The sequence below is a fragment of the Altererythrobacter epoxidivorans genome, assembly GCF_001281485.1.
GTDB lineage: Bacteria > Pseudomonadota > Alphaproteobacteria > Sphingomonadales > Sphingomonadaceae > Erythrobacter > Erythrobacter epoxidivorans.
This window is the reverse complement of the sequence record NZ_CP012669.1, coordinates 2,733,813-2,752,207: the sequence shown is the minus strand read 5'-3', so window position 1 is coordinate 2,752,207 and position 18,395 is coordinate 2,733,813. Positions and strand designations below refer to the sequence as shown.

Sequence of the window (18,395 nt, the reverse complement as noted above, 5' to 3'; positions counted from 1 at the left end):
GCCGATATGCTTGCGCTAGCGATCCTAAGTGCCTGACCGCAAAATCCTTGGTGTGCCAAAAGCCCGGCAAAGTTCGCACTGGTTCAACCTTGCGCTGCTGTCGCTTATCGCGATTGCGCTGCTCACCGCATTCTGGGTGATCTTCCGCACGATCGAAGCCGAACGGGCCGAACGGCAGCAGGTTCGCACGACCAGCGAGATCCTGCTGGAATTGCGCAATATCCAGCGCGCTGCGCTGCGTGCCGAAACCGGGCAGCGGGGCTACCTGATCACGCTCGACCGGCGCTATCTCGACCCCTACCGCCAGGGCGTTTCCGACCTAGAACCGGCGATCGACCGGCTTCGCGACAGGGTCGATCCCATTGCGACCGAAAGGCAAACTCAGCTGCTCGCCGATATCGAGCGCCAGGCCGATTTGAAGCTGGACGAGCTTGCGACCACCGTGTCGCTGCTCGAGCAGGGCGAATTGCTCGAGGCACGGCGCGTGATCCTGTCGGACACCGGCCAGGAAGCCATGGTCGACCTCAAGGCCGCGCTCGACGAAATGGAACGGATCGAGCGGGATATTCTGACGCGTCAGTCGGATGACACAGCCGAAGCGGAAGCTCGCCTCTTGCCGCTGCTCGGCCTGCTGCTGTTCCTGGTCCTTATTTTCATCATCTTCGGCGTCCGGCTTGTCGCGCGGACGGCCACCGCCGAATCCGAAGCCGCACAGGCCGCTGTCATTGCGGAAGCGCACGATCGCGCCGACCTGTTGGCGAAGGAACTCAATCACCGGGTCAAGAACCTGTTCGCGGTGATCCTCGCCATCGTCCAGATGAGCGGTCGCGACAGCCCCGAGGCGAAACCGGTCATCGAGAGCATTTCGACCCGTATCCGCGCTCTGCTGACCGCGCACGAGGTAACCCAGGGCGCGCTCGACAAGCCGGTCGCGTCGCTTTCGGCACTGGTCGAGACAACCCTCTCGCCCTACCAGTCGGCAACCCACCCCGCCGTTATCGAAGGCGGTGAAGTCATGCTGCCGGCCAAGAGCGTGACACCGCTCGGCCTTGCCCTGCACGAGCTGACGACCAACGCCGTGAAGTACGGCGCATGGGCGAACGGCGGGACCGTCGCAGTCAGGTGGACGACGCGGGACGGCAAGTTGACGATCAAATGGGAGGAAACGGGCGGGGCTGCCTGCGGCGAGCCCGAGCGCGAGGGCTTCGGCTCACTCCTTATGAAGAGCGCCGCAAGGCAACTGGGCGGCTCCATCGATCGCAAGTTCGGCCCTGACGGATGCTCGGTCACCATCGTCATCCCGGTCGACACGCTCGATAGCGCGGGTTGAAACTCGCGCCTCCGAACCATAGGTCCTGCCCCATGTTCGAACGCTACAATCCCGCAAACTGGTCGATCGACTGGACCGAAGTCACCGTAACTGCAGGCGAAGTCCTGCTCGCCATAGCTGTCGCAATCATCTCGTCCTACATCGCGTACAGGGTGATTTTCGGCATCGTGCACCGCATCACCCATGCTTCCGAGACCGAAGTGGACGAACTGATCGTCGAGCGGCTGCGCCGCCCGGTCAAATGGTCGTTCATCGCGATCGGGTTGACGCTGGTGGCGCAGGTTAACAGCGACCTGCAGAGTGTCTGGGAACCGCTTGCGCAGTTCCTGCGCCCCGCCCTCCTCGGCTGGATCGCCTATACGCTGGTGAAAGCTTTCACAGTTGCGCTCGAACTGAGGCTCGAATCGTCAGAGGATCCGGTCGCGGTTCGCAGCCGCCGCACCCGCATCGCTGTCCTCTCGCGCACGGCGACCGTCGCAATCGTGATCCTGACCGTGGGACTGATGCTGTTCAGCATCCCGTCGGTGCAGGCGATCGGTACCACGATGCTCGCATCCGCCGGTCTGGCTGCTCTTGCAGTCGGTGCTGCGGCGCAACCGGCGCTCAAGTCGCTAATCGCCGGGCTCCAGGTCGCGCTCACCGAACCACTCCGCATCGGCGATCTTGTGAAGGTCGATGGCGAAGCCGGCCGGGTCGAAGAAGTGCGGATGAGCTTCATCACGGTCCGGACCTGGGACGAACGAGTGCTCATCGTCCCGACCAGTCGCTTCCTCGATGGCAGCTTCGAAAACTGGTCGCGCAAGAGCGAGAAACTGACCGGGCCAGTGTTTCTGCATCTCGATCCGGCGGCCGAGATCGAACCGATCCGCGCAGAGTTTATCCGTTTCGTCGAGGCGCAGGAGCTCTATGACGGGCGCAATCTCGCTCTCGTCATGACGGAGGCCTACCCCGAAAGCATCGAACTGCGCCTGTCGATGAGTGCGGAAACGATCGGGGACCTGTTCCAGCTGCGCTGCGCCGTGCGCGAACACATGCTGGCCTGGCTCAAGCAGAACCAGCCCGAGGCCCTGATCCGGCACCGGCTCGAAGTCGAAGCGGCCAACGCCCGCGCGTCTGGCGGCTGATCCGCCCCGGCAGGGCGGGACTATTCGATCCCGCTCTGCTCCGGCCCGCCGTGCTTGCGATCGCGGATCGGCTCGACCATCCCTTCGTGGATGAAGCCGATCGGATTGATTTCCGCCGCACGCTTCTTCAGCTCGCCGCGCATCTTCTTGTATTCGGCCTCCATGGTCGAAGTGACCGTGGCGCGCGAATCCTCCAGTGCTGCGGCAAAATCGGCTCCGGTAACCTCTTTCACTTCTCCGCCCGCGCGCTTCAATGCGTTGAGGCCGGCGCGGCGAACCACGTCTTCAAGATCGGCACCGGTGAACCGGTCGGTCTTGCCGGCGATGTCGCCCAAGTCGACGTCGCCAGCCAGCGGCATGTCCTTGGTATGGATTTCGAGGATGTGCTTGCGCCCTTCCTTGTCGGGCGTGCCGACATAGACCAGTTCGTCGAATCGTCCCGGACGCAATAGCGCCGGATCTACCAGTGTCGGGCGGTTGGTCGCCCCGATCACCACCACGGACTGCAGCTCCTCCAGCCCGTCCATTTCCGCAAGGATGGTGTTGACCACTCGGCCCGTGACCTGTGGCTCGCCCTGTCCGCTACCGCGAGCAGGGACGAGGCTGTCGATTTCGTCGATGAAGACGACGCATGGCGCGACCGAACGCGCACGCTGGAACATGCGGGCGATCTGCTGTTCGCTTTCGCCGTACCACTTGCTGAGCAGGTCCGAGCTCTTCATCGAGATGAAGTTGGCCTCTGCCTCCTTGGCAACAGCCTTGGCGAGCAGGGTCTTGCCCGTGCCTGGAGGGCCATAGAGCAGGAAGCCCTTGGCCGGGCGGATACCCAGGCGACCGAATGCATCGGGGTTCTTGAGCGGAAGCTCGATCCCTTCCTTCAGCTTGTCGATGGCGTCTCCGACGCCGCCGATATCGCTCCAGCCGACGTTCGGCACCTGCACCATGACTTCGCGCATGGCCGATGGCTGCACGCGGCGGAGGGCCGAGAGGAAGTCCTCGCGCCCAACATAAAGGTCGTCGAGCACGTCCTGCGGGATGGTCCGTTCGTCGAGGTCCAGCCGCGGCATGATCCGGCGCACGGTGTCGATCGCGGCTTCGCGGGCGAGCGCTGCAATATCCGCACCGACGAAGCCGTGCGTGACCCGCGCAAGTTCATTGAGGTCGACCTTGTCGCCAAGCGGCATGCCGCGCGTGTGGATCGCCAGGATTTCGCGGCGTCCCTTCTCGTCGGGAACGCCGATCACGATTTCGCGGTCGAAACGGCCCGGACGGCGCAGCGCCTCGTCGATGGCATCGGGGCGGTTCGTCGCCGCGATGACCACCACATTGGCCCGCGCTTCCAGCCCGTCCATCAGCGTCAGGAGCTGCGCGACGAGACGCTTTTCTGCTTCACCCGGAACGCGGTCGCGCTTGGGTGCGATCGAATCTATCTCGTCGATGAAGATGATTGCGGGCGCAGCCTTGGTCGCCTGGTCGAAAACCTCGCGCAGGGCCTTTTCGCTTTCACCATAGCCGGAGCCCATGATTTCAGGGCCGTTGATGATGAAGAATTCGGCGTCGCTTTCGTTCGCGACCGCCTGCGCGAGGCGGGTCTTGCCGGTTCCTGGCGGGCCATGCAGCAACACGCCGTGGGGCGGATCGACACCGAGGCGGGTGAAGAGTTCGGGATAGCGGAGCGGCAGTTCGACCATCTCGCGCATCTGCTGGATGGTTTCTTCCATCCCGCCGACATCGTCGTAATTGACGACGGCGCGGGCATCGCGGGGCTCCTCGAATTCGGCACGAAGCTCGACCTCGGTATTTTCGTCGATGTGGACGATGCCCTTGGGCGTGGTCGAAATGACCGACAGCCTGATCTGGGTCAGGGCATAGGCGGGCGTTGCCAGCATGCGCTGCACATCTGCGGGCATGTTTCGCACCGGCTGCTGTCCGGTCGTTGCGACGAGGTCGCCAGCCACCAGCGGCTTGCCCGCGAAGTTGCGCTTCAGCGCCTGGGCCGGTCCCTGCAAACGCATCTCGCGCTGTGCCGGGGCAAAGACAACGCGGGTCGCCGGGCGGGATTCTGCACGGCCGATACGGACGTGCTCGCCCGAACCGACCTCGGCATTGCCGCGCTGCAGGCCGTCGAGGCGAACGACATCCAGCGCCTCGTCCTCGCTATAGGAAGCCATGGCGATGGCCGCGGTAGAACGCTTGCCGGTGATTTCGACGACGTCGCCCTCGGTTATGCCCAGCGCCTGGAATGCGGAACGCGGCATGCGGGCGATACCCTGCCCCGATTCCTCCTGGCGGGCGGCTGCCACCTGAAGCCGGACCGTATTTTCGTCAGCCTTGTCCTTCGTCGCGGCATCGGCATCGGCCATGAAGCTATTCTCCCGTCGGTCTGCAATTCGCTCTGAACGCCCTAGTTGGGGTGCGTCCTACGTATTGCAAATGAACGAGCCGCCGATGTGTGCCGGGATCTGGGCAATTACTCGCCATCCGCTGCCAGCCCTTGGCCGCAAAATGCAGCAGGCAAGAAAAAAGCCCGGTCCGAAGACCGGGCTTGGAAGTTTTGGGAGAGGATGCCTGAAAGGCACGCCCTATGTGCAGTGCAGCAAGAAATTGTGCAAGTGCGAAAAGGTCATTCCAGATTGCAAAAAACGCAATTAAAGGCCGTAAGCCGTTGAAACGTGGCATGACCGCAGTTTTCGACCGTCGACATGGCGCGAATTTGGCAATTCCGTAACGTCATACAATCGGGTGACAGGGGCACACCATGCCGCTAATGCGAAGGCCATGAACAAGCTCTATCCGGACGCTGCCGCCGCCCTCGAAGGGGTTCTCGAAAACGACATGCTGATCGCAAGCGGGGGCTTCGGCCTTTGCGGGATCCCCGAGCGATTGCTCGACGCGATCCGAGACAGCGGCGTCACCGGACTGACCTTCGCCAGCAATAATGCCGGCATCGACAACGAAGGTATCGGCAAGCTGCTACGGACCAAGCAGGTCAGGAAGATGATCAGCAGCTATGTGGGCGAGAACAAGGAGTTCGAACGCCAGTTCCTTTCGGGCGAGCTTGAGGTAGAGTTCTGTCCGCAGGGCACTCTTGCCGAACGCATGCGGGCTGGCGGCGCTGGCATTCCGGGCTTCTATACCAAGACCGGCGTCGGTACCCAGGTTGCAGAGGGCAAGGAAGTCAAGAAATTCGGCGGCGAGGACTACATCCTCGAACACGGGATTTTCGCCGATCTCGCCATCGTGAAGGCTTGGAAGGCCGATGAAACCGGCAACCTGATGTTCCGCAAGACGGCGCGCAACTTCAACCAGCCTGCCGCAACCTGCGGCCGGGTCTGTGTGGCAGAGGTCGAGGAAATCGTACCTGTCGGCGAACTCGATCCCGATTGCATCCACCTGCCCGGCGTGTTCGTGAACCGCATCATCGTGGGCGCGCCCTACGACAAGAAGATCGAGTTCCGCACCGTACGCGAACGCGAGAGCGCGTGACGCAAGGCGCCGCCCTGCGACTTTCGGCCGCGCTCGGCGCCGCTCTGTTGCTGCAGGGCTGCGTCGCTGCCGCCATTCCGGTCGTCGCTGGCGGAGCGCTCGCCGGACGAAGCACGATTGCAAAACCAAAGGCACAGGAAGTCGCGCCAGCGCCGACTCCCGCACTCCCCGCTGTTGCAGAACAGCTCGAGCAGCCGGAAGTCCGGATCGCAGAAACCGCGGCACCGGCCATCGCGCAACCGGCAGGCGTCGAGCCGGGCCTGATGGCTCCGATACGGGCACGCGGCGGGTTCGAAGATTTTCTGGAATACGCCTTCACCCACTCCGCGACCCCTGCACCAGGGGAATTGCAGCAATCGGCGATATTGCGCGATCCGGCAGCACTCGATGGCGAACGCATCCCCTGCGGCATGGAAGATGCCGCGGTGATCATCGATCTCGACCCTGCCGATGGCGTTTTCACCCCCGCGAGGGCGACAAGCGGGCTGGCGGGCATGGCAGACATGCTAGCCAACCTGCGCGCGAACGGAGTGAAAATCGCTTGGGTTTCGGGCTTGTCGGCGCTGGAGGCCGGCGCAGTCAGGAGCGCGCTGGAACGCAGCATGCTCGACCCCAAGGGGGACGATACGTTGCTGCTGATGCGCTATGGCGACGATCGCAAGCAGACCCGGCGCAATGAATTCGCGGCCGAGCATTGCGTCCTTGCGATTGCAGGCGATGCACCGACCGATTTCGACGAACTCTACGAATTTATCATCGATCCGGCCAATGCCACGGCGCTCGAGGCGCTTTACGGCGATGGCTGGTTCATCACGCCCCCAGTGCTGAGCGAAGAATAGGATCCGAAATGTCTGAGGTAAAACACGGCTGGAACCGTGACGAAATGGCCGCCCGCGCCGCGAAGGAACTGGAGGATGGCTATTACGTCAACCTGGGCATCGGCATCCCCACGCTGGTCGCGAACCACATTCCGGAAGGGATGCACGTCACCTTGCAGAGCGAGAACGGCATGCTGGGCATCGGGCCCTTCCCCTATGACGACGAAGTCGACCCCGACCTGATCAACGCGGGCAAGCAGACCATCAGCGAACTGCCGCACAGTGCCTATTTCGACAGTGCGACCAGCTTTGCCATGATCCGCGGCGGTCATATCGACCTGACCGTGCTGGGTGCGATGGAAGTGGCGCAGAACGGCGACATCGCCAACTGGATGATCCCGGGCAAGATGATCAAGGGAATGGGCGGCGCGATGGACCTCGTCGCCGGCGTGAAGAAGATCATCGTGGTGATGGACCATGCCAGCAAGGCCGGCGATCCCAAGTTCATCCCCGAATGCACCTTGCCGCTGACCGGGACCAATGTGGTCGACATGATCATCACCAACCTCGGCGTTTTCCAGCGCAAGGATCATGACAGCCCGTTCCGCCTGATCGAGATGGCACCGGGTGTGACCGAGGAAGAGATCGCGTCGATGACGACAGCGCATTACGAGGTCGCGCTCGGCTGATTTCGCTTCCTCCCCTGCCCCATGTGTGCGACGCAGGGGGAATGGGTCTGCAATCTGCCTTTCGTGCGCGCTTCCTCGACGTTCTTGCGTCGATCTACATCTATAACGAGCATCGTGGTTACACCTCGCTCGACCGGGTGCTGGAGGCTGTGCGTGCGCGCTGCGCCGACAATCCGGCGTTCATCGCAGAGGTCGAAAAGCACCGTGCCGACGAGGAAAAGCATTATCGCATGTTCAAGCGGTGGTTCGAACTTCAGGGCCGCATGCCGCTGAAGGTCGATCGCACCTGCGGCCATATCGACCACTTCATCGAAAGCGTTTTCGGCTGCACCATCGACGAACTCGACACCGATGCCATCATTGCCGACGGGGACGAATTCGAGAAATTGTGCCGCGTCATCATGATCACCGAACAGCGCGGGATGGAACAGGTCGAAGTCCTGCTCAAGAACCCGCACATCCGTTCGGACAAGGCGATGAAACGCATCTTCGAGGTGGTCGAGCGGGACGAACCGGACCACTATCGCCCCTACGAACGCTGGCTGCAGGCCAACGGACGCAGACCCAAGCCGCGCTGGCGCGAATTGTGGACCGATTACTGGATACACAAGTCGCTGATGCTGGCAAAGCTGCCTGCGGTCTTCATCAATCGCCGCAATGCACGCCTCACCAGCTGGCCGGACGAGGATCCGCAGGCCTACGCCATTTGAAGGCTTGACCGTCAGCCCGCCGCCGCGCACTCCGGCCCGCATGTGGCTGACATCCCCCCGCAACGAAAATGCCCCGCTCGCCGGGCTCAAGGTCGTCGAACTCGCCCGCGTGCTGGCGGGACCGTGGGCGGGACAGATACTCTCCGACCTTGGCGCGGATGTGATCAAGGTCGAGAGCCCCAATGGCGATGGCACGCGGAAATGGGGCCCGCCCTGGGTCGAGCGCGAAGGTCCGGACGGAAAGCTGCGGCGCGAAGCTGCCTATTATCATTCCGCCAATCGCGGCAAACGCAGCACGATCGCCGACTTCAAGGATGCTGACGACCTTGCCCGGGTGAAGGCGTTGATTGCCGGTGCCGATGTCCTGATCGAAAACTTCAAGACAGGCACGCTGGCAAAGTTCGGCCTCGATTACGATAGCCTGCGCGGAGACAATCCGGCGCTCGTCTATTGCTCTGTCACAGGCTTCGGACAGACCGGTCCCCGCGCCCACGAGGCCGGATACGACTTCGTCATCCAGGCGATGAGCGGGTTCATGTCGATCACGGGCGAGCCCGACGGACAGCCCATGAAGATGGGCATATCGATCTCTGACCTGACCTGCGGCCTGTATTCGGTAATCGGCATCCAGGCCGCACTGGCGATGCGAGAGCGGACGGGCCGCGGCCAGCATGTCGACATGTCATTGCTCGATTGTTCGACCGCGCTGCTCGGCAGCCAGTCGATGCATTACTTCGTCACCGGGCAGAACCCGCCGCGTATGGGGAACGAGCACGCACAGGTGAGCGCATATGGAGTGTTTCCGACCAGCGATGGCCAAGTCGTGCTTGCCCCGGCGAACGATGGCCTGTTCCGACGACTGCTAACCCTGCTGAAGCGCGACGACCTGCTTGACGAAGTACGTTTTGCCACCAACGAGGCGCGGCTGGCGAACCGCGACGAACTCGATGCAATGATAGCCGCAGAGACCGCGATCTGGTCGACGGCCGACCTGCTAGCGGCCTGCAATGCAGGCGGCATTCCTGCCGGTCCGATCAACGGGATCGACGCAGCATTTGCCGATCCGCAGATGCTCGCGCGCGGCATGCAAATCGAACTGGGCGGGATTAGCGGCACCCGCAGCCCATTCACTTTTTCGGAAGCGGAACTGGCGCTCGACCGCCCGTCTCCACTGCTTGGCGAAGACGATCGCGGCTGAGACCTGCCTGCCTTAGGGCAGCGCAGCCTTCAGGTCTTCGACCAGGTCGGTGCGTTCCCACGGGAAGAAGTCCCCTTCAGCCTTGCGACCGAAGTGGCCATAGGCTGCACTCGTCCGGTAGATCGGCTTGTTGAGGCCCAGATGCGTGCGAATGCCGCGTGGGGTTAGTCCGCCGAGCTTCTCGATCGAACCAATCGCCTTTTCGAGATCGGCATCGTCGACCGTCCCGGTACCGTGTGTATCGACATAGAGCGAAAGGGGTTCGCTGACGCCGATGGCATAGGCGATCTGGATCGTGCAGCGCCGGGCAAGGCCTGCGGCAACGATGTTCTTGGCCAGGTATCGCGTGATGTAGGCCGCCGAACGATCGACCTTGGTCGGGTCCTTGCCGCTGAACGCGCCGCCACCATGCGGAGCCGCGCCGCCATAGGTATCGACGATGATCTTGCGGCCCGTCAGGCCAGCGTCACCGTCAGGCCCGCCGATTTCGAAAGCACCGGTCGGGTTGATGTGCCAGCGGGTATTCTCCGTGATCCAGCCATCGGGAAGGATGTCGGCAACCACGCCCTTCACGTAATTCTTAAGTTCGGCTTCCTTGTCGCCTTCGTGGTAACCCTTGGCATGCTGGGTCGAGACGACGAGGGCCGTGCATTCGACCGGGCGGCCATGTTCGTAGCGCAGCGTGACCTGGCTCTTCGCATCGGGCTCCAGGAACGGTGCCGCACCGCTCTTGCGGTCTGCCGCGAGGCGCTGGAGAATCTTGTGCGAGTAATCGAGCGTTGCCGGCATCAGGTCGGGCGTCTCGTCACAGGCAAAACCGAACATGATGCCCTGGTCGCCTGCGCCTTCATCCTTGTTGCCCGCCGCATCGACGCCTTGCGCGATCTCGACCGACTGGCCGTGCAAGTGGTTCTCGAAGGTCAGGGTCTGCCAGTGGAACCCCTCCTGCTCGTAGCCGATCTCGCGGACGGTGCGGCGGACGGCCTGCTCTATTTCTTCCTTGGCGCCCGGTGCCCAGCCGCCGTTTTCGGCCCATTCCTCGCGATTGCGATCATACATCGGCGCGCAGCGGATTTCGCCTGACAGGATCACGCGCTGCGTCGTCGTCATGGTTTCGCAGGCGACACGCGCTTCGGGATCCTTCGCCAGCATCAGGTCGACGATGGCATCGCTGATCTGGTCCGACACTTTGTCGGGATGCCCCTCGGAAACGCTTTCGGAGGTGAAGAGATAATTGTCGCGCATGGAGCCTCGTCGGACGGATATAAGGAGTTCTTTATGTCTTGTCGCAGGACTAGACGTCGCGGCGACGGGTGGCAACAGACGATCCGACGAAGCAGGCCACAAGAATGACGATTGCCCAGGCAAGCGGAAGTGCATTGCCGAGGCGAGAGAACAGGGTCGGCGATTTCGGCGGCGGTATTCGCCCCTCGATCCGGTCGGCAAGACCGCGCCCGATCGACGACCTGACGACACCGTCGGCGTCGATGACCGCGCTGATCCCGGTCGTCGTCGATCGCAGCACCGGCAGGCCTTCCTCTATCGCACGCATCCGCGACTGGCCGACGAACTGGGGTGATCCCCAGCTTCCGAACCAGCCATCGTTGGATGGGTTGAAGATGAAATCGGGCCGTTTTGCCGGATCGACCACCTGGCCGGAGAATACGATCTCGTAACAGACCTGGATGCCCGCGCTCCCGAATTCGCCCACGTCGAGCGTGCGAGGACCAGGGCCGGGAAGATATTCGATCGAACCTGCTACCAATCGGGTAAGGCCGAGCGGTTCGAGCAGCCACTTCATCGGCAGGTACTCACCGTAAGGCACGAGGTGCGCCTTCGAATAGGTCTCGAGGATCTGTCCTTCGCCATCGAGCAGGCTGACCGCGTTGCGGGCACTGACGGCGCGGCGGACGCCTGCCTTCTCGCCGATGTCGAGATGAACCAGGCCCGTCAAAAGCAGCGAATTCTCACCGACGAGTGAGCCGATGCGCGAGCGGGCGAATGCGGGATCGCCAGCAGCGGTCATGCGCGAATAGTATATCTGCGGATAGCCGTCCTCGAGATAGTCGGGCACCGCGCTTTCCGGCCAGAGCACCAGCCGATTCTCGTCGCGGCTTGGCAGCGTAAGGCGTGCGATACGGGCGAACTGCTCTTCGAATTTGGAGGGATCGTTGAGCTCGTCCTGGGGCAGCAACGGCTGGACAAGGGTGAAACGGACGTCGCCTTCTGCACCCTTCCCGACAGGCCACAGCATCACGGCAGACGTCGCAGCGACAGCGATCGCGAGTGCCGGCCATTTCTTCCGAACCGCAAGCGCGGCGATGCCGGCTGCCAGCGCGATGGTCATTCCCGATAGCGCGTAGGTTCCGACCCACGGCAGGATCCGCGCAATGCCGGGGGTGTCCCAATTGCCGAGCAGCATGAGGCCGAGCGGAGGCCAAGGATAGCCGGTGAAGACCCAGCTTCGCAGCCATTCGGTCACGATCCAGAATGCGCCGAAAACCGCCCCGAAGGCGAGGATCGACCCGAAGGCAGGTTTCTTTTCTAGTACCGCACGCGCGGCCCATGCGGCGATTGCGGGGTAGATTGCGAGATAAACGCACAGCAGCGGTACGGCGACTGCCCCCAAAGCCACCGGCATGTCGGCCTGGTATGTGAAGGCGGTCGCAATCCAGTTGTTGGCCAGCGACAGGTGCGACCAGCCGAACAACCAGCCGAGCACCGCTGCATCACGGGGACGCGCAGCATCCTTCAGCAGGATCGTGAGCAGCGCCAGCGACAGCAGCCCGACAGGCCACAGGCCGAGCGGCGGGAAGGCCGTTGCGCCGAGTAATCCCAGCACAAGGGCAGACAGGCGAGGCCAGCGCGCGATCACCTGCCAGATGGCTGCCAATCGCTCGATCATGATGCCGGCTCCGGTCAGCCTACGGCCTTGAGATCCTCGCCATCATCGGACTGGGTGTCCTTCTTCACCGTGCGGCGACGGCGCGGCTTTTCACCCTCGTCACCGTCGGATGCGAAGGATGGCGGCAGCACCGCTGCGTCGATTTCACCGGCTGCATCGTCGTCGTCATCGCGGCGCTTGGCACGGCGAGGGCGCTTTTCCCCGCCATCGTCCTTGCGCGAACGGCGCGGCTTGCGGCTTTCTTCGCCATCGTCGTCGGACTGGTCGGCGGATTCGCCTTCCATGCCCTCGTCGCCTTCGTACGGACCGTCGCTGCGATCATCGCGGCGATTGTCGCGCTGGTTGCGCGGACGACGCTTGTTGCGGCGATCGTCATTGTCGTCGCCATCGTCGTCATCATTGGCCTGGTCGCGATCATCCTGACGCTTGCCACGCGCCTCGTCCTGGCGCGCCTTGTTGTCGGCGATCACGCGGAAATAGTGGTCGGCAAACTGGAGGTAGTATTCGGCCTGGACGCGGTCGCCATTGTGCTGGGCGTCCTGCGCAAGCTTCTTGTACTTGTCGAGCAGCTGTGGGGCATTGCCCCGTGCACGGCTGTCGATCCGGTTTGCGTTGTTGCCGCCGCCCTGGTTCCGGTTGTTGTTGCCGCGACCGCGACGACGATTGTTTCGATTGTTATTCAAGGAGAAGCTTTCCTCATCCGTGACCGCTTGCGCAAAATTGCCGGCGGCCCATAGACCCCTTGTCACGAGCGATACCCCATTGGCATCGCACCCTGTTCCGCGAGATTCGGCAGGCGTTAGCGCGCTACCAATTTATCTGTGTTGCGGAGCTTGGCCTGGTGGATGCCGCCGAGGGCAGACCAGAGGCCTGAGACAGAGTTAGCGACGCGAATCGGTTTTGCCAACCCTTTATGTCAACAGCAGAGCGCGATCCCTGCCGCCGAGGTCCTGCCGAACGGCCACGGTAAATCCCGAGTCGCGGGCAATCGCACCGACCGCGGATGCCTGTTTGTGGCCGATTTCCAGCACCGCGACGCCCCCCGGAACAAGGAGCTTGCCAAGCTGCGGGATGATCGCCCGATAGTCGTCAAGCCCTTCCTCGCCTGCAAACAGCGCGGACGATGGTTCATGATCGCGGACATCGGGATCGAGCACGGCACCGGTTTCGACATAGGGTGGATTGCTGATCACCAGATCGAACCGGCCGAGGTCTTCCGCCAAGCCCGCTTCGCCCCAGTCACCTCTCAGGATATGCGCCCGGTCTTCAAGATCGAGACGCGCTGCATTGAGCGCAGCAACGGGTAACGCGGCGAGAGAGGTATCGATCCCCACACCGGTCATCGCCGGACGCTCCGCGAGGATAGTGAGCAAGAGCGCACCAGACCCGGTGCCCAGATCGAGAATGCGTCCCTCGTTCCCGAGCAGGTCCAGCGCAGCATCGACCACGGTTTCGCTGTCGCCGCGGGGGATCAGGACACCCGGCCTGACGACAAAACTGCGGCCATAGAATTCTGCTTCACCCAGGATGTAGGCCACCGGTTCGCGGTGCTCGCGTCGCTCGACCAATGCGCCAAATTCAGCCGGTGCCGGTCCCGTCATAGCCCGCAGCAGCATCGCCGAACGATCGGTGCCCAGCGCATGCGCCATCAGCAGTTCGGCATCGAGCCGGGCGGTGTCGCTGGTTGCAGAAAGGCGAGCCGCAGCCTCGCGGATCGCCTCGCCTACATTCATTCGGCCCTCGTCATTCGGCCATCGCCGCAAGACGCTTCGCCTCGTCCTCTGCGATCAGTGCATCGACCAGCTCGCCAAGGCCCGGCCCGGCGATGATCTGGGGCAGTTTCTGCAGGGTGAGGCCGATCCGGTGATCGGTCACGCGGCCTTGCGGATAATTATAGGTCCGGATGCGTTCGGAGCGGTCGCCGCTGCCGACCATCGCCTTGCGCGCTTCCGCCTCGGCGCCCTGCGTGGCCTCGCGCTGCGCATCGTAAAGGCGCGTGCGGAGGACCTGCATCGCCTTTTCCTTGTTCTTGTGCTGGCTGCGTCCGTCCTGGCAGGTGACGACCGTTCCAGTTGGAAGGTGCGTGATGCGGATCGCGCTGTCCGTGGTGTTGACGTGCTGGCCGCCCGCTCCGCTGGCGCGATAGGTGTCGATCTTGAGGTCTTTTTCCTCGATCTGCACATCCACCTCGTCGGGTTCGGGCAATACCGCCACGGTCGCTGCCGAAGTATGGATCCGGCCCCCACTCTCGGTTTCCGGCACGCGCTGGACGCGGTGGACGCCGCTTTCGAACTTCAATTTGGCGAACACGCCGGTACCGGTGACGTTGGCGACGATTTCCTTGAACCCGCCGACTTCGGACGCGCTCATGCTAACCGGCTCGACTTTCCAGCCCTGTTCGGCGGCATAGCGTTCGTACATGCGAAAGAGGTCGCCCGCGAACAACGCGGCTTCGTCACCGCCCGTCCCGGCGCGAATTTCGAGCATGGCCGGTTTGCTGTCGGCGCTGTCTCGCGGCAGCATGGCGACGGCAAGCTTGCGCTCCGCCTCGGGCAAGCGTTCGCGAATATCCGCAAGCTCTTCCTCTGCCATGGCCTTCATTTCCGGATCGGCGAGCATTTCCTCGAGGCCGGCGATTTCCTCGCGCATCGATCGCACTTCGGCGGCGACCTTGGCGACCGGTTCCAGTTCAGCATAGTCGCGGCTCGCCTGGACGAAGGCGTCGCCTTCGAGCGTTCCGCTCGCCATGCGCGCTTCGAGCTCGGCGAAACGATGGGCGATCTGGTCAAGACGTTCGGCAGGTACTTTCATGATCAGCCCAGAAGATTTTCGAGCTGTGCCTTCGCGTCGTCGCTGGCCTTGATCCTGACATGCTCTGTGCCGTCGCGCACATCGAAAGCGACGAGGGTGTCAGCGCCTGCCTTCACCGCCTTGTCCCAGCGTTTACGCGGGCTGCCGGTCGCGACGAGTTCCGCCGAATGACCGGCCGCCCTCAACTTGCCGAGCGCTGCAATGGCATTGCCGATCAGCTCGTCATTCTCGACCACGACGATGACGTCTGCTTTCGGCTCCCCCTTGTCGCCGACCAGCATGGCCAATCGCTCGATCCCGGCAGCCCAGCCGACTGCAGGCGTGGGTGCGCCGCCGAGGCTTTCCATCAGGCCGTCATAGCGACCACCGCCAAGGATGGTGCTCTGGCTGCCGAGCTTGCCCGCTGCCTCTGACCCAGCATCGGGAATGAATTCGAAAGCGGTGTGGCGATAGTAGTCGAGCCCGCGCACGAGGCTTTCCGCGCGGGTCCACTTCACGCCGGCCGCGTCGAGGCCGCTGGTGACCGCTTCGAAGAAAGCCTTTGCCTCGTCGGTAAGGAAATCGTCGATCTTGGGCGCATCGGCAACGAAGGCGCGATCGCGCGGGTCCTTGCTGTCGAGAATCCGCAGCGGGTTCTTTTCGAGCCGCTCCTGCGAATCTTCCGACAATTCGCCGCGCACCTTACCGAAATAGTCGATCAGCCCCGCCCGCCAGCCATCGCGGCTGTCGGCATCGCCAAGCGTGTTGAGGTGAAGCGTCACGCCTTCGATCCCCAGTTCGCGGATCACCTGGTCGGCCATCGCGAGCAGTTCGACGTCTGCTTGTGGTTCCGCAGCGCCGATGATCTCGGCGTCGATCTGGTGGAACTGGCGATATCGGCCCTTCTGCGGGCGCTCGTAACGGAACAGCGGACCGTGGGTTGCCACCTTTAGCGGCGCATGCTGCTGCCATCCGTTGGTGAGGAAGGCGCGCGCAATCCCGGCGGTGAATTCGGGGCGCAGCGTCAGCGACTCCCCGCCGCGATCCTCGAACGAATACATTTCCTTCGACACCACGTCCGTCGTTTCGCCAATCGCGCGGCTGAAAACCTCGGTCTTCTCGAACACGGGCATTTCCACCCGGCGAAAGCGGTAGAGCTTGCGCACGCGCTCGAATGTTTCGACGACGAAGGCGAAAGCCTCGGCGTCGGCGCCGAAGATGTCCTGGGTGCCGCGTATGGCTTGCGGTGTATTCTTGCTCATGCCGGCGCGCTTAGCGCCTTCCGGTCGAGTGTAAAAGTCGCTCGTCGATTGGAAACTTGAGATTGTCGGCATCAAAGGGCATTGGGCGCGGCAATGAAAAAGTCAGTCGCGGTCGCCGCTCTCGCCCTTTCCCTCACTTTCAGCACCTCGCTGTATGCGCAGCAGGCCGGTTCGGACGTCTTGCGTTCTAAGCCCGTTGCCCCGGCGCTGGACGATGCGACCCCGCTGCCGAAGGACACGCCATGGCCCGGCGGCACGATTTCGCTCGATATCGATGCGACCGATACCGGGCGCGGCGTTTACACCGTGACCGAAACCATCCCCGTACCCGCTGGCATGCGCACGCTGACGCTGTTGTTCCCCGAATGGCTGCCCGGCAATCACGCGCCGCGCGGCCCGATCAATCTGGTCAGCAATTTCCGCTTCTACGCCGGCGACACCGAGCTGAAGTGGCATCGCAATCCGCTCGACGTGTACCAGATCGACGTAGAAGTGCCTGAAGGCGCAACCGAGGTCGTCGCCCGCTTCGTTCACACATCGCCTGTCACCGGCCGTGAAGGCCGCATTACAATGACGCAGGAAATGCTGAACCTGCAGTGGGAGAAGATGAGCTTCTATCCGGCGGGCCACTATGTGCGCCAGATCGCGGTGAAACCGACCGTCACCTTCCCCGAAGGCTGGGAAGTCTTCACCGCTCTCGATGGCAAGGCGCAGGCCGGCAACCGCGTGACTTGGGACGTCGTCGATTACGAGACGCTGGTCGACAGCCCGATCTTCGCCGGCAAATATGCCAAGCAGTGGAGCCTCGATCCGGCCGTGACACTCGACGCCGTCGCCGACAAGCCGAAGTATCTCGAGCTGGCGCCGGAAAACCTCAAGACCTTCGAAAAGCTCGTCGACGAAGCCGACGCACTGTTCGGTGCTCGCCATTTCGACCACTATAATTTCCTGCTCGCGATGACCGATCGCATGGGCGGGATCGGGCTCGAACACCACCGCAGCTCCGAAAACCAGTACGAAACGAAGGCCCTCGTCGATTGGGACAAGATGGCCTGGGACCGCAATGTCGTGAGCCACGAGCTGGTCCATAGCTGGAACGGCAAATACCGCCGCCCGGCAGACCTGTGGGGCCCGGATTATCGCACGCCGAAGCAGGACTCGCTGCTGTGGATGTATGAAGGGCAGACCCAGTTTTGGGGCTGGATCCTTGCTGCGCGCTCGGGCCTGCAGGACAAGGATACGATCCTCGGGACGATCGCGCTTGCGGCTGCCAACTATGCAGAGGGCCAGCCGGGCCGCGCCTGGCGCGCAGTCGAGGACACGACCCACGATCCGATCATCAACTCGCGCCGCCCGCTGCCATATTCCTCGCTCTCGCGCAGTGAAGACTATTACGTCGAAGGCGCGCTGACCTGGCTCGAAGCCGACCAGATCATCCGCAACGGCACCGGCGGGAAGAAGGGTCTCGACGATTTCGCCAAGGCATTCTTCGGCCAGAACGACGGCGACTGGGGCATTGCGACCTATGATTTCGAGGAAATCGTCGCGACGCTGAACGGTGTCTATGCCCACGACTGGGCGACCTTCCTCGACACGCGCCTGCGCAAGCCCGGCCAGCCTGCCCCGATGCGCGGGCTGGAAATGGCCGGCTACAAGCTGGTGTGGAAGGAAGAGCCCAACACCTATGACGCAGGCCGCATGAGCGGGGGCGAATATCTCAACCTGTTCTATTCACTCGGTGTGAATCTGTCGTCTGACGGCAAGGTGACATCGACCCTGTGGGACGGCCCCGCCTTCTCGCTCGGCATCGTGAACGGCGCGCAGATCGTCGCGGTCGATGGCGAAGCGTATTCGTCCGAAACGATCAAGGAAGCGATCACCGCTGCCAAGGATCGCAAGGAGCCGATCGAACTGCTGGTGAAACGCGGCGACCGCTACGACACCATCGCGATCGATTACCATGGCGGGCTGCGCTATCCCTGGATCGAAGCGACCGGCACGAACACCGGCCTCGACAAGCTGTTGGCGCCGCGCACCAAATAACGCTTTCGTCTAATCAAGGCTCATTGATGTTGCGATGCAC

The 18,395-nt window shown here is 62.9% G+C and carries 15 protein-coding genes; 8 read left to right on the top strand and 7 right to left on the bottom strand.

Annotated elements, in window-relative coordinates; all coding sequences use genetic code 11:
• The first annotated feature begins 28 nt into the window (after positions 1-28).
• Entirely contained in the window at positions 29-1,330 is a 1,302-nt protein-coding gene (locus AMC99_RS13605; protein WP_232301437.1) for a sensor histidine kinase, read from the top strand.
• 32 nt (positions 1,331-1,362) lie between these two features.
• Complete coding sequence (locus AMC99_RS13600; protein ID WP_061927393.1) at positions 1,363-2,454, top strand: mechanosensitive ion channel family protein; 1,092 nt, start codon at positions 1,363-1,365, stop codon at positions 2,452-2,454.
• 20 nt (positions 2,455-2,474) lie between these two features.
• Here AMC99_RS13600 and AMC99_RS13595 read toward each other — a convergent pair whose 3' ends face one another.
• The gene (locus tag AMC99_RS13595) at positions 2,475-4,817 is read right to left on the bottom strand and encodes a CDC48 family AAA ATPase (protein ID WP_061927391.1); all 2,343 of its coding nucleotides are present in this window, start codon (positions 4,815-4,817) and stop codon (positions 2,475-2,477) included.
• A 415-nt stretch (positions 4,818-5,232) separates the two neighbouring features.
• On the opposite strand from AMC99_RS13595, the gene AMC99_RS13590 reads away from it, so the two are divergent.
• The 5 genes from AMC99_RS13590 to AMC99_RS13570 are packed head-to-tail and all read left to right on the top strand — an operon-like array spanning position 5,233 to position 9,355.
• Complete coding sequence (locus tag AMC99_RS13590) at positions 5,233-5,940, top strand: CoA transferase subunit A (RefSeq protein ID WP_061927389.1); 708 nt, start codon at positions 5,233-5,235, stop codon at positions 5,938-5,940.
• On the top strand, positions 5,937-6,779 hold the full coding sequence (locus tag AMC99_RS13585) for a hypothetical protein (protein ID WP_061927387.1): 843 nt from the start codon (positions 5,937-5,939) through the stop codon (positions 6,777-6,779). The genes AMC99_RS13590 and AMC99_RS13585 overlap by 4 nt, the downstream gene beginning before the upstream one ends.
• An 8-nt stretch (positions 6,780-6,787) precedes the next feature.
• Positions 6,788-7,447, top strand: coding sequence for a CoA transferase subunit B (locus AMC99_RS13580; RefSeq protein ID WP_061927385.1), 660 nt, complete (start codon positions 6,788-6,790; stop codon positions 7,445-7,447).
• Positions 7,448-7,488: 41 nt separating this feature from the next.
• Positions 7,489-8,157 carry a ferritin-like domain-containing protein gene (locus AMC99_RS13575; protein ID WP_157058334.1) on the top strand — a complete coding sequence of 223 codons (669 nt, stop codon included), beginning with the start codon at positions 7,489-7,491 and terminating at the stop codon, positions 8,155-8,157.
• 40 nt (positions 8,158-8,197) lie between these two features.
• Complete coding sequence (locus AMC99_RS13570; RefSeq protein WP_061927383.1) at positions 8,198-9,355, top strand: CaiB/BaiF CoA transferase family protein; 1,158 nt, start codon at positions 8,198-8,200, stop codon at positions 9,353-9,355.
• A gap of 12 nt (positions 9,356-9,367) precedes the next feature.
• Here the strand turns inward: AMC99_RS13570 and metK are convergent, their stop codons facing one another.
• From metK to hisS, 6 genes are all read right to left on the bottom strand, one after another.
• On the bottom strand, positions 9,368-10,600 hold the full coding sequence (gene metK / locus AMC99_RS13565) for a methionine adenosyltransferase (RefSeq protein ID WP_061927381.1): 1,233 nt from the start codon (positions 10,598-10,600) through the stop codon (positions 9,368-9,370).
• Positions 10,601-10,649: 49 nt separating this feature from the next.
• On the bottom strand, positions 10,650-12,260 hold the full coding sequence (gene lnt, locus AMC99_RS13560) for an apolipoprotein N-acyltransferase (RefSeq protein ID WP_061927379.1): 1,611 nt from the start codon (positions 12,258-12,260) through the stop codon (positions 10,650-10,652).
• 14 nt (positions 12,261-12,274) lie between these two features.
• A complete protein-coding gene (locus AMC99_RS13555) occupies positions 12,275-12,943 on the bottom strand; it encodes a DUF4167 domain-containing protein (RefSeq protein WP_061927377.1) in 669 nt (222 codons plus the stop codon).
• 228 nt (positions 12,944-13,171) lie between these two features.
• Complete coding sequence (gene prmC / locus AMC99_RS13550) at positions 13,172-13,993, bottom strand: peptide chain release factor N(5)-glutamine methyltransferase (RefSeq protein WP_061927375.1); 822 nt, start codon at positions 13,991-13,993, stop codon at positions 13,172-13,174.
• 10 nt (positions 13,994-14,003) lie between these two features.
• Complete coding sequence (gene prfA, locus AMC99_RS13545; RefSeq protein ID WP_061927373.1) at positions 14,004-15,071, bottom strand: peptide chain release factor 1; 1,068 nt, start codon at positions 15,069-15,071, stop codon at positions 14,004-14,006.
• Between the two features lie 2 nt (positions 15,072-15,073).
• Positions 15,074-16,312, bottom strand: coding sequence for a histidine--tRNA ligase (hisS, locus tag AMC99_RS13540; protein WP_061927371.1), 1,239 nt, complete (start codon positions 16,310-16,312; stop codon positions 15,074-15,076).
• 93 nt (positions 16,313-16,405) lie between these two features.
• On the opposite strand from hisS, the gene AMC99_RS13535 reads away from it, so the two are divergent.
• Positions 16,406-18,355, top strand: a complete 1,950-nt coding sequence (locus tag AMC99_RS13535) for a M61 family metallopeptidase (protein ID WP_061927369.1) — start codon at positions 16,406-16,408, stop codon at positions 18,353-18,355.
• Positions 18,356-18,395 lie beyond the last annotated feature (40 nt).

What these genes read in the sequence shown, in the direction of transcription:
- AMC99_RS13580 (WP_061927385.1), top strand. Translation starts at nt 6,788, where the DNA reads ATGTCTGAGGTAAAACACGGCTGGAACCGTGACGAAATGGCCGCCCGC.
- metK (WP_061927381.1), bottom strand. Translation starts at nt 10,600, where the DNA reads ATGCGCGACAATTATCTCTTCACCTCCGAAAGCGTTTCCGAGGGGCAT.
- AMC99_RS13600 (WP_061927393.1), top strand. Translation starts at nt 1,363, where the DNA reads ATGTTCGAACGCTACAATCCCGCAAACTGGTCGATCGACTGGACCGAA.
- hisS (WP_061927371.1), bottom strand. Translation starts at nt 16,312, where the DNA reads ATGAGCAAGAATACACCGCAAGCCATACGCGGCACCCAGGACATCTTC.
- AMC99_RS13570 (WP_061927383.1), top strand. Translation starts at nt 8,198, where the DNA reads ATGTGGCTGACATCCCCCCGCAACGAAAATGCCCCGCTCGCCGGGCTC.
- AMC99_RS13590 (WP_061927389.1), top strand. Translation starts at nt 5,233, where the DNA reads ATGAACAAGCTCTATCCGGACGCTGCCGCCGCCCTCGAAGGGGTTCTC.
- AMC99_RS13575 (WP_157058334.1), top strand. Translation starts at nt 7,489, where the DNA reads ATGGGTCTGCAATCTGCCTTTCGTGCGCGCTTCCTCGACGTTCTTGCG.
- prmC (WP_061927375.1), bottom strand. Translation starts at nt 13,993, where the DNA reads ATGAATGTAGGCGAGGCGATCCGCGAGGCTGCGGCTCGCCTTTCTGCA.
- prfA (WP_061927373.1), bottom strand. Translation starts at nt 15,071, where the DNA reads ATGAAAGTACCTGCCGAACGTCTTGACCAGATCGCCCATCGTTTCGCC.
- AMC99_RS13595 (WP_061927391.1), bottom strand. Translation starts at nt 4,817, where the DNA reads ATGGCCGATGCCGATGCCGCGACGAAGGACAAGGCTGACGAAAATACG.
- AMC99_RS13535 (WP_061927369.1), top strand. Translation starts at nt 16,406, where the DNA reads ATGAAAAAGTCAGTCGCGGTCGCCGCTCTCGCCCTTTCCCTCACTTTC.
- lnt (WP_061927379.1), bottom strand. Translation starts at nt 12,260, where the DNA reads ATGATCGAGCGATTGGCAGCCATCTGGCAGGTGATCGCGCGCTGGCCT.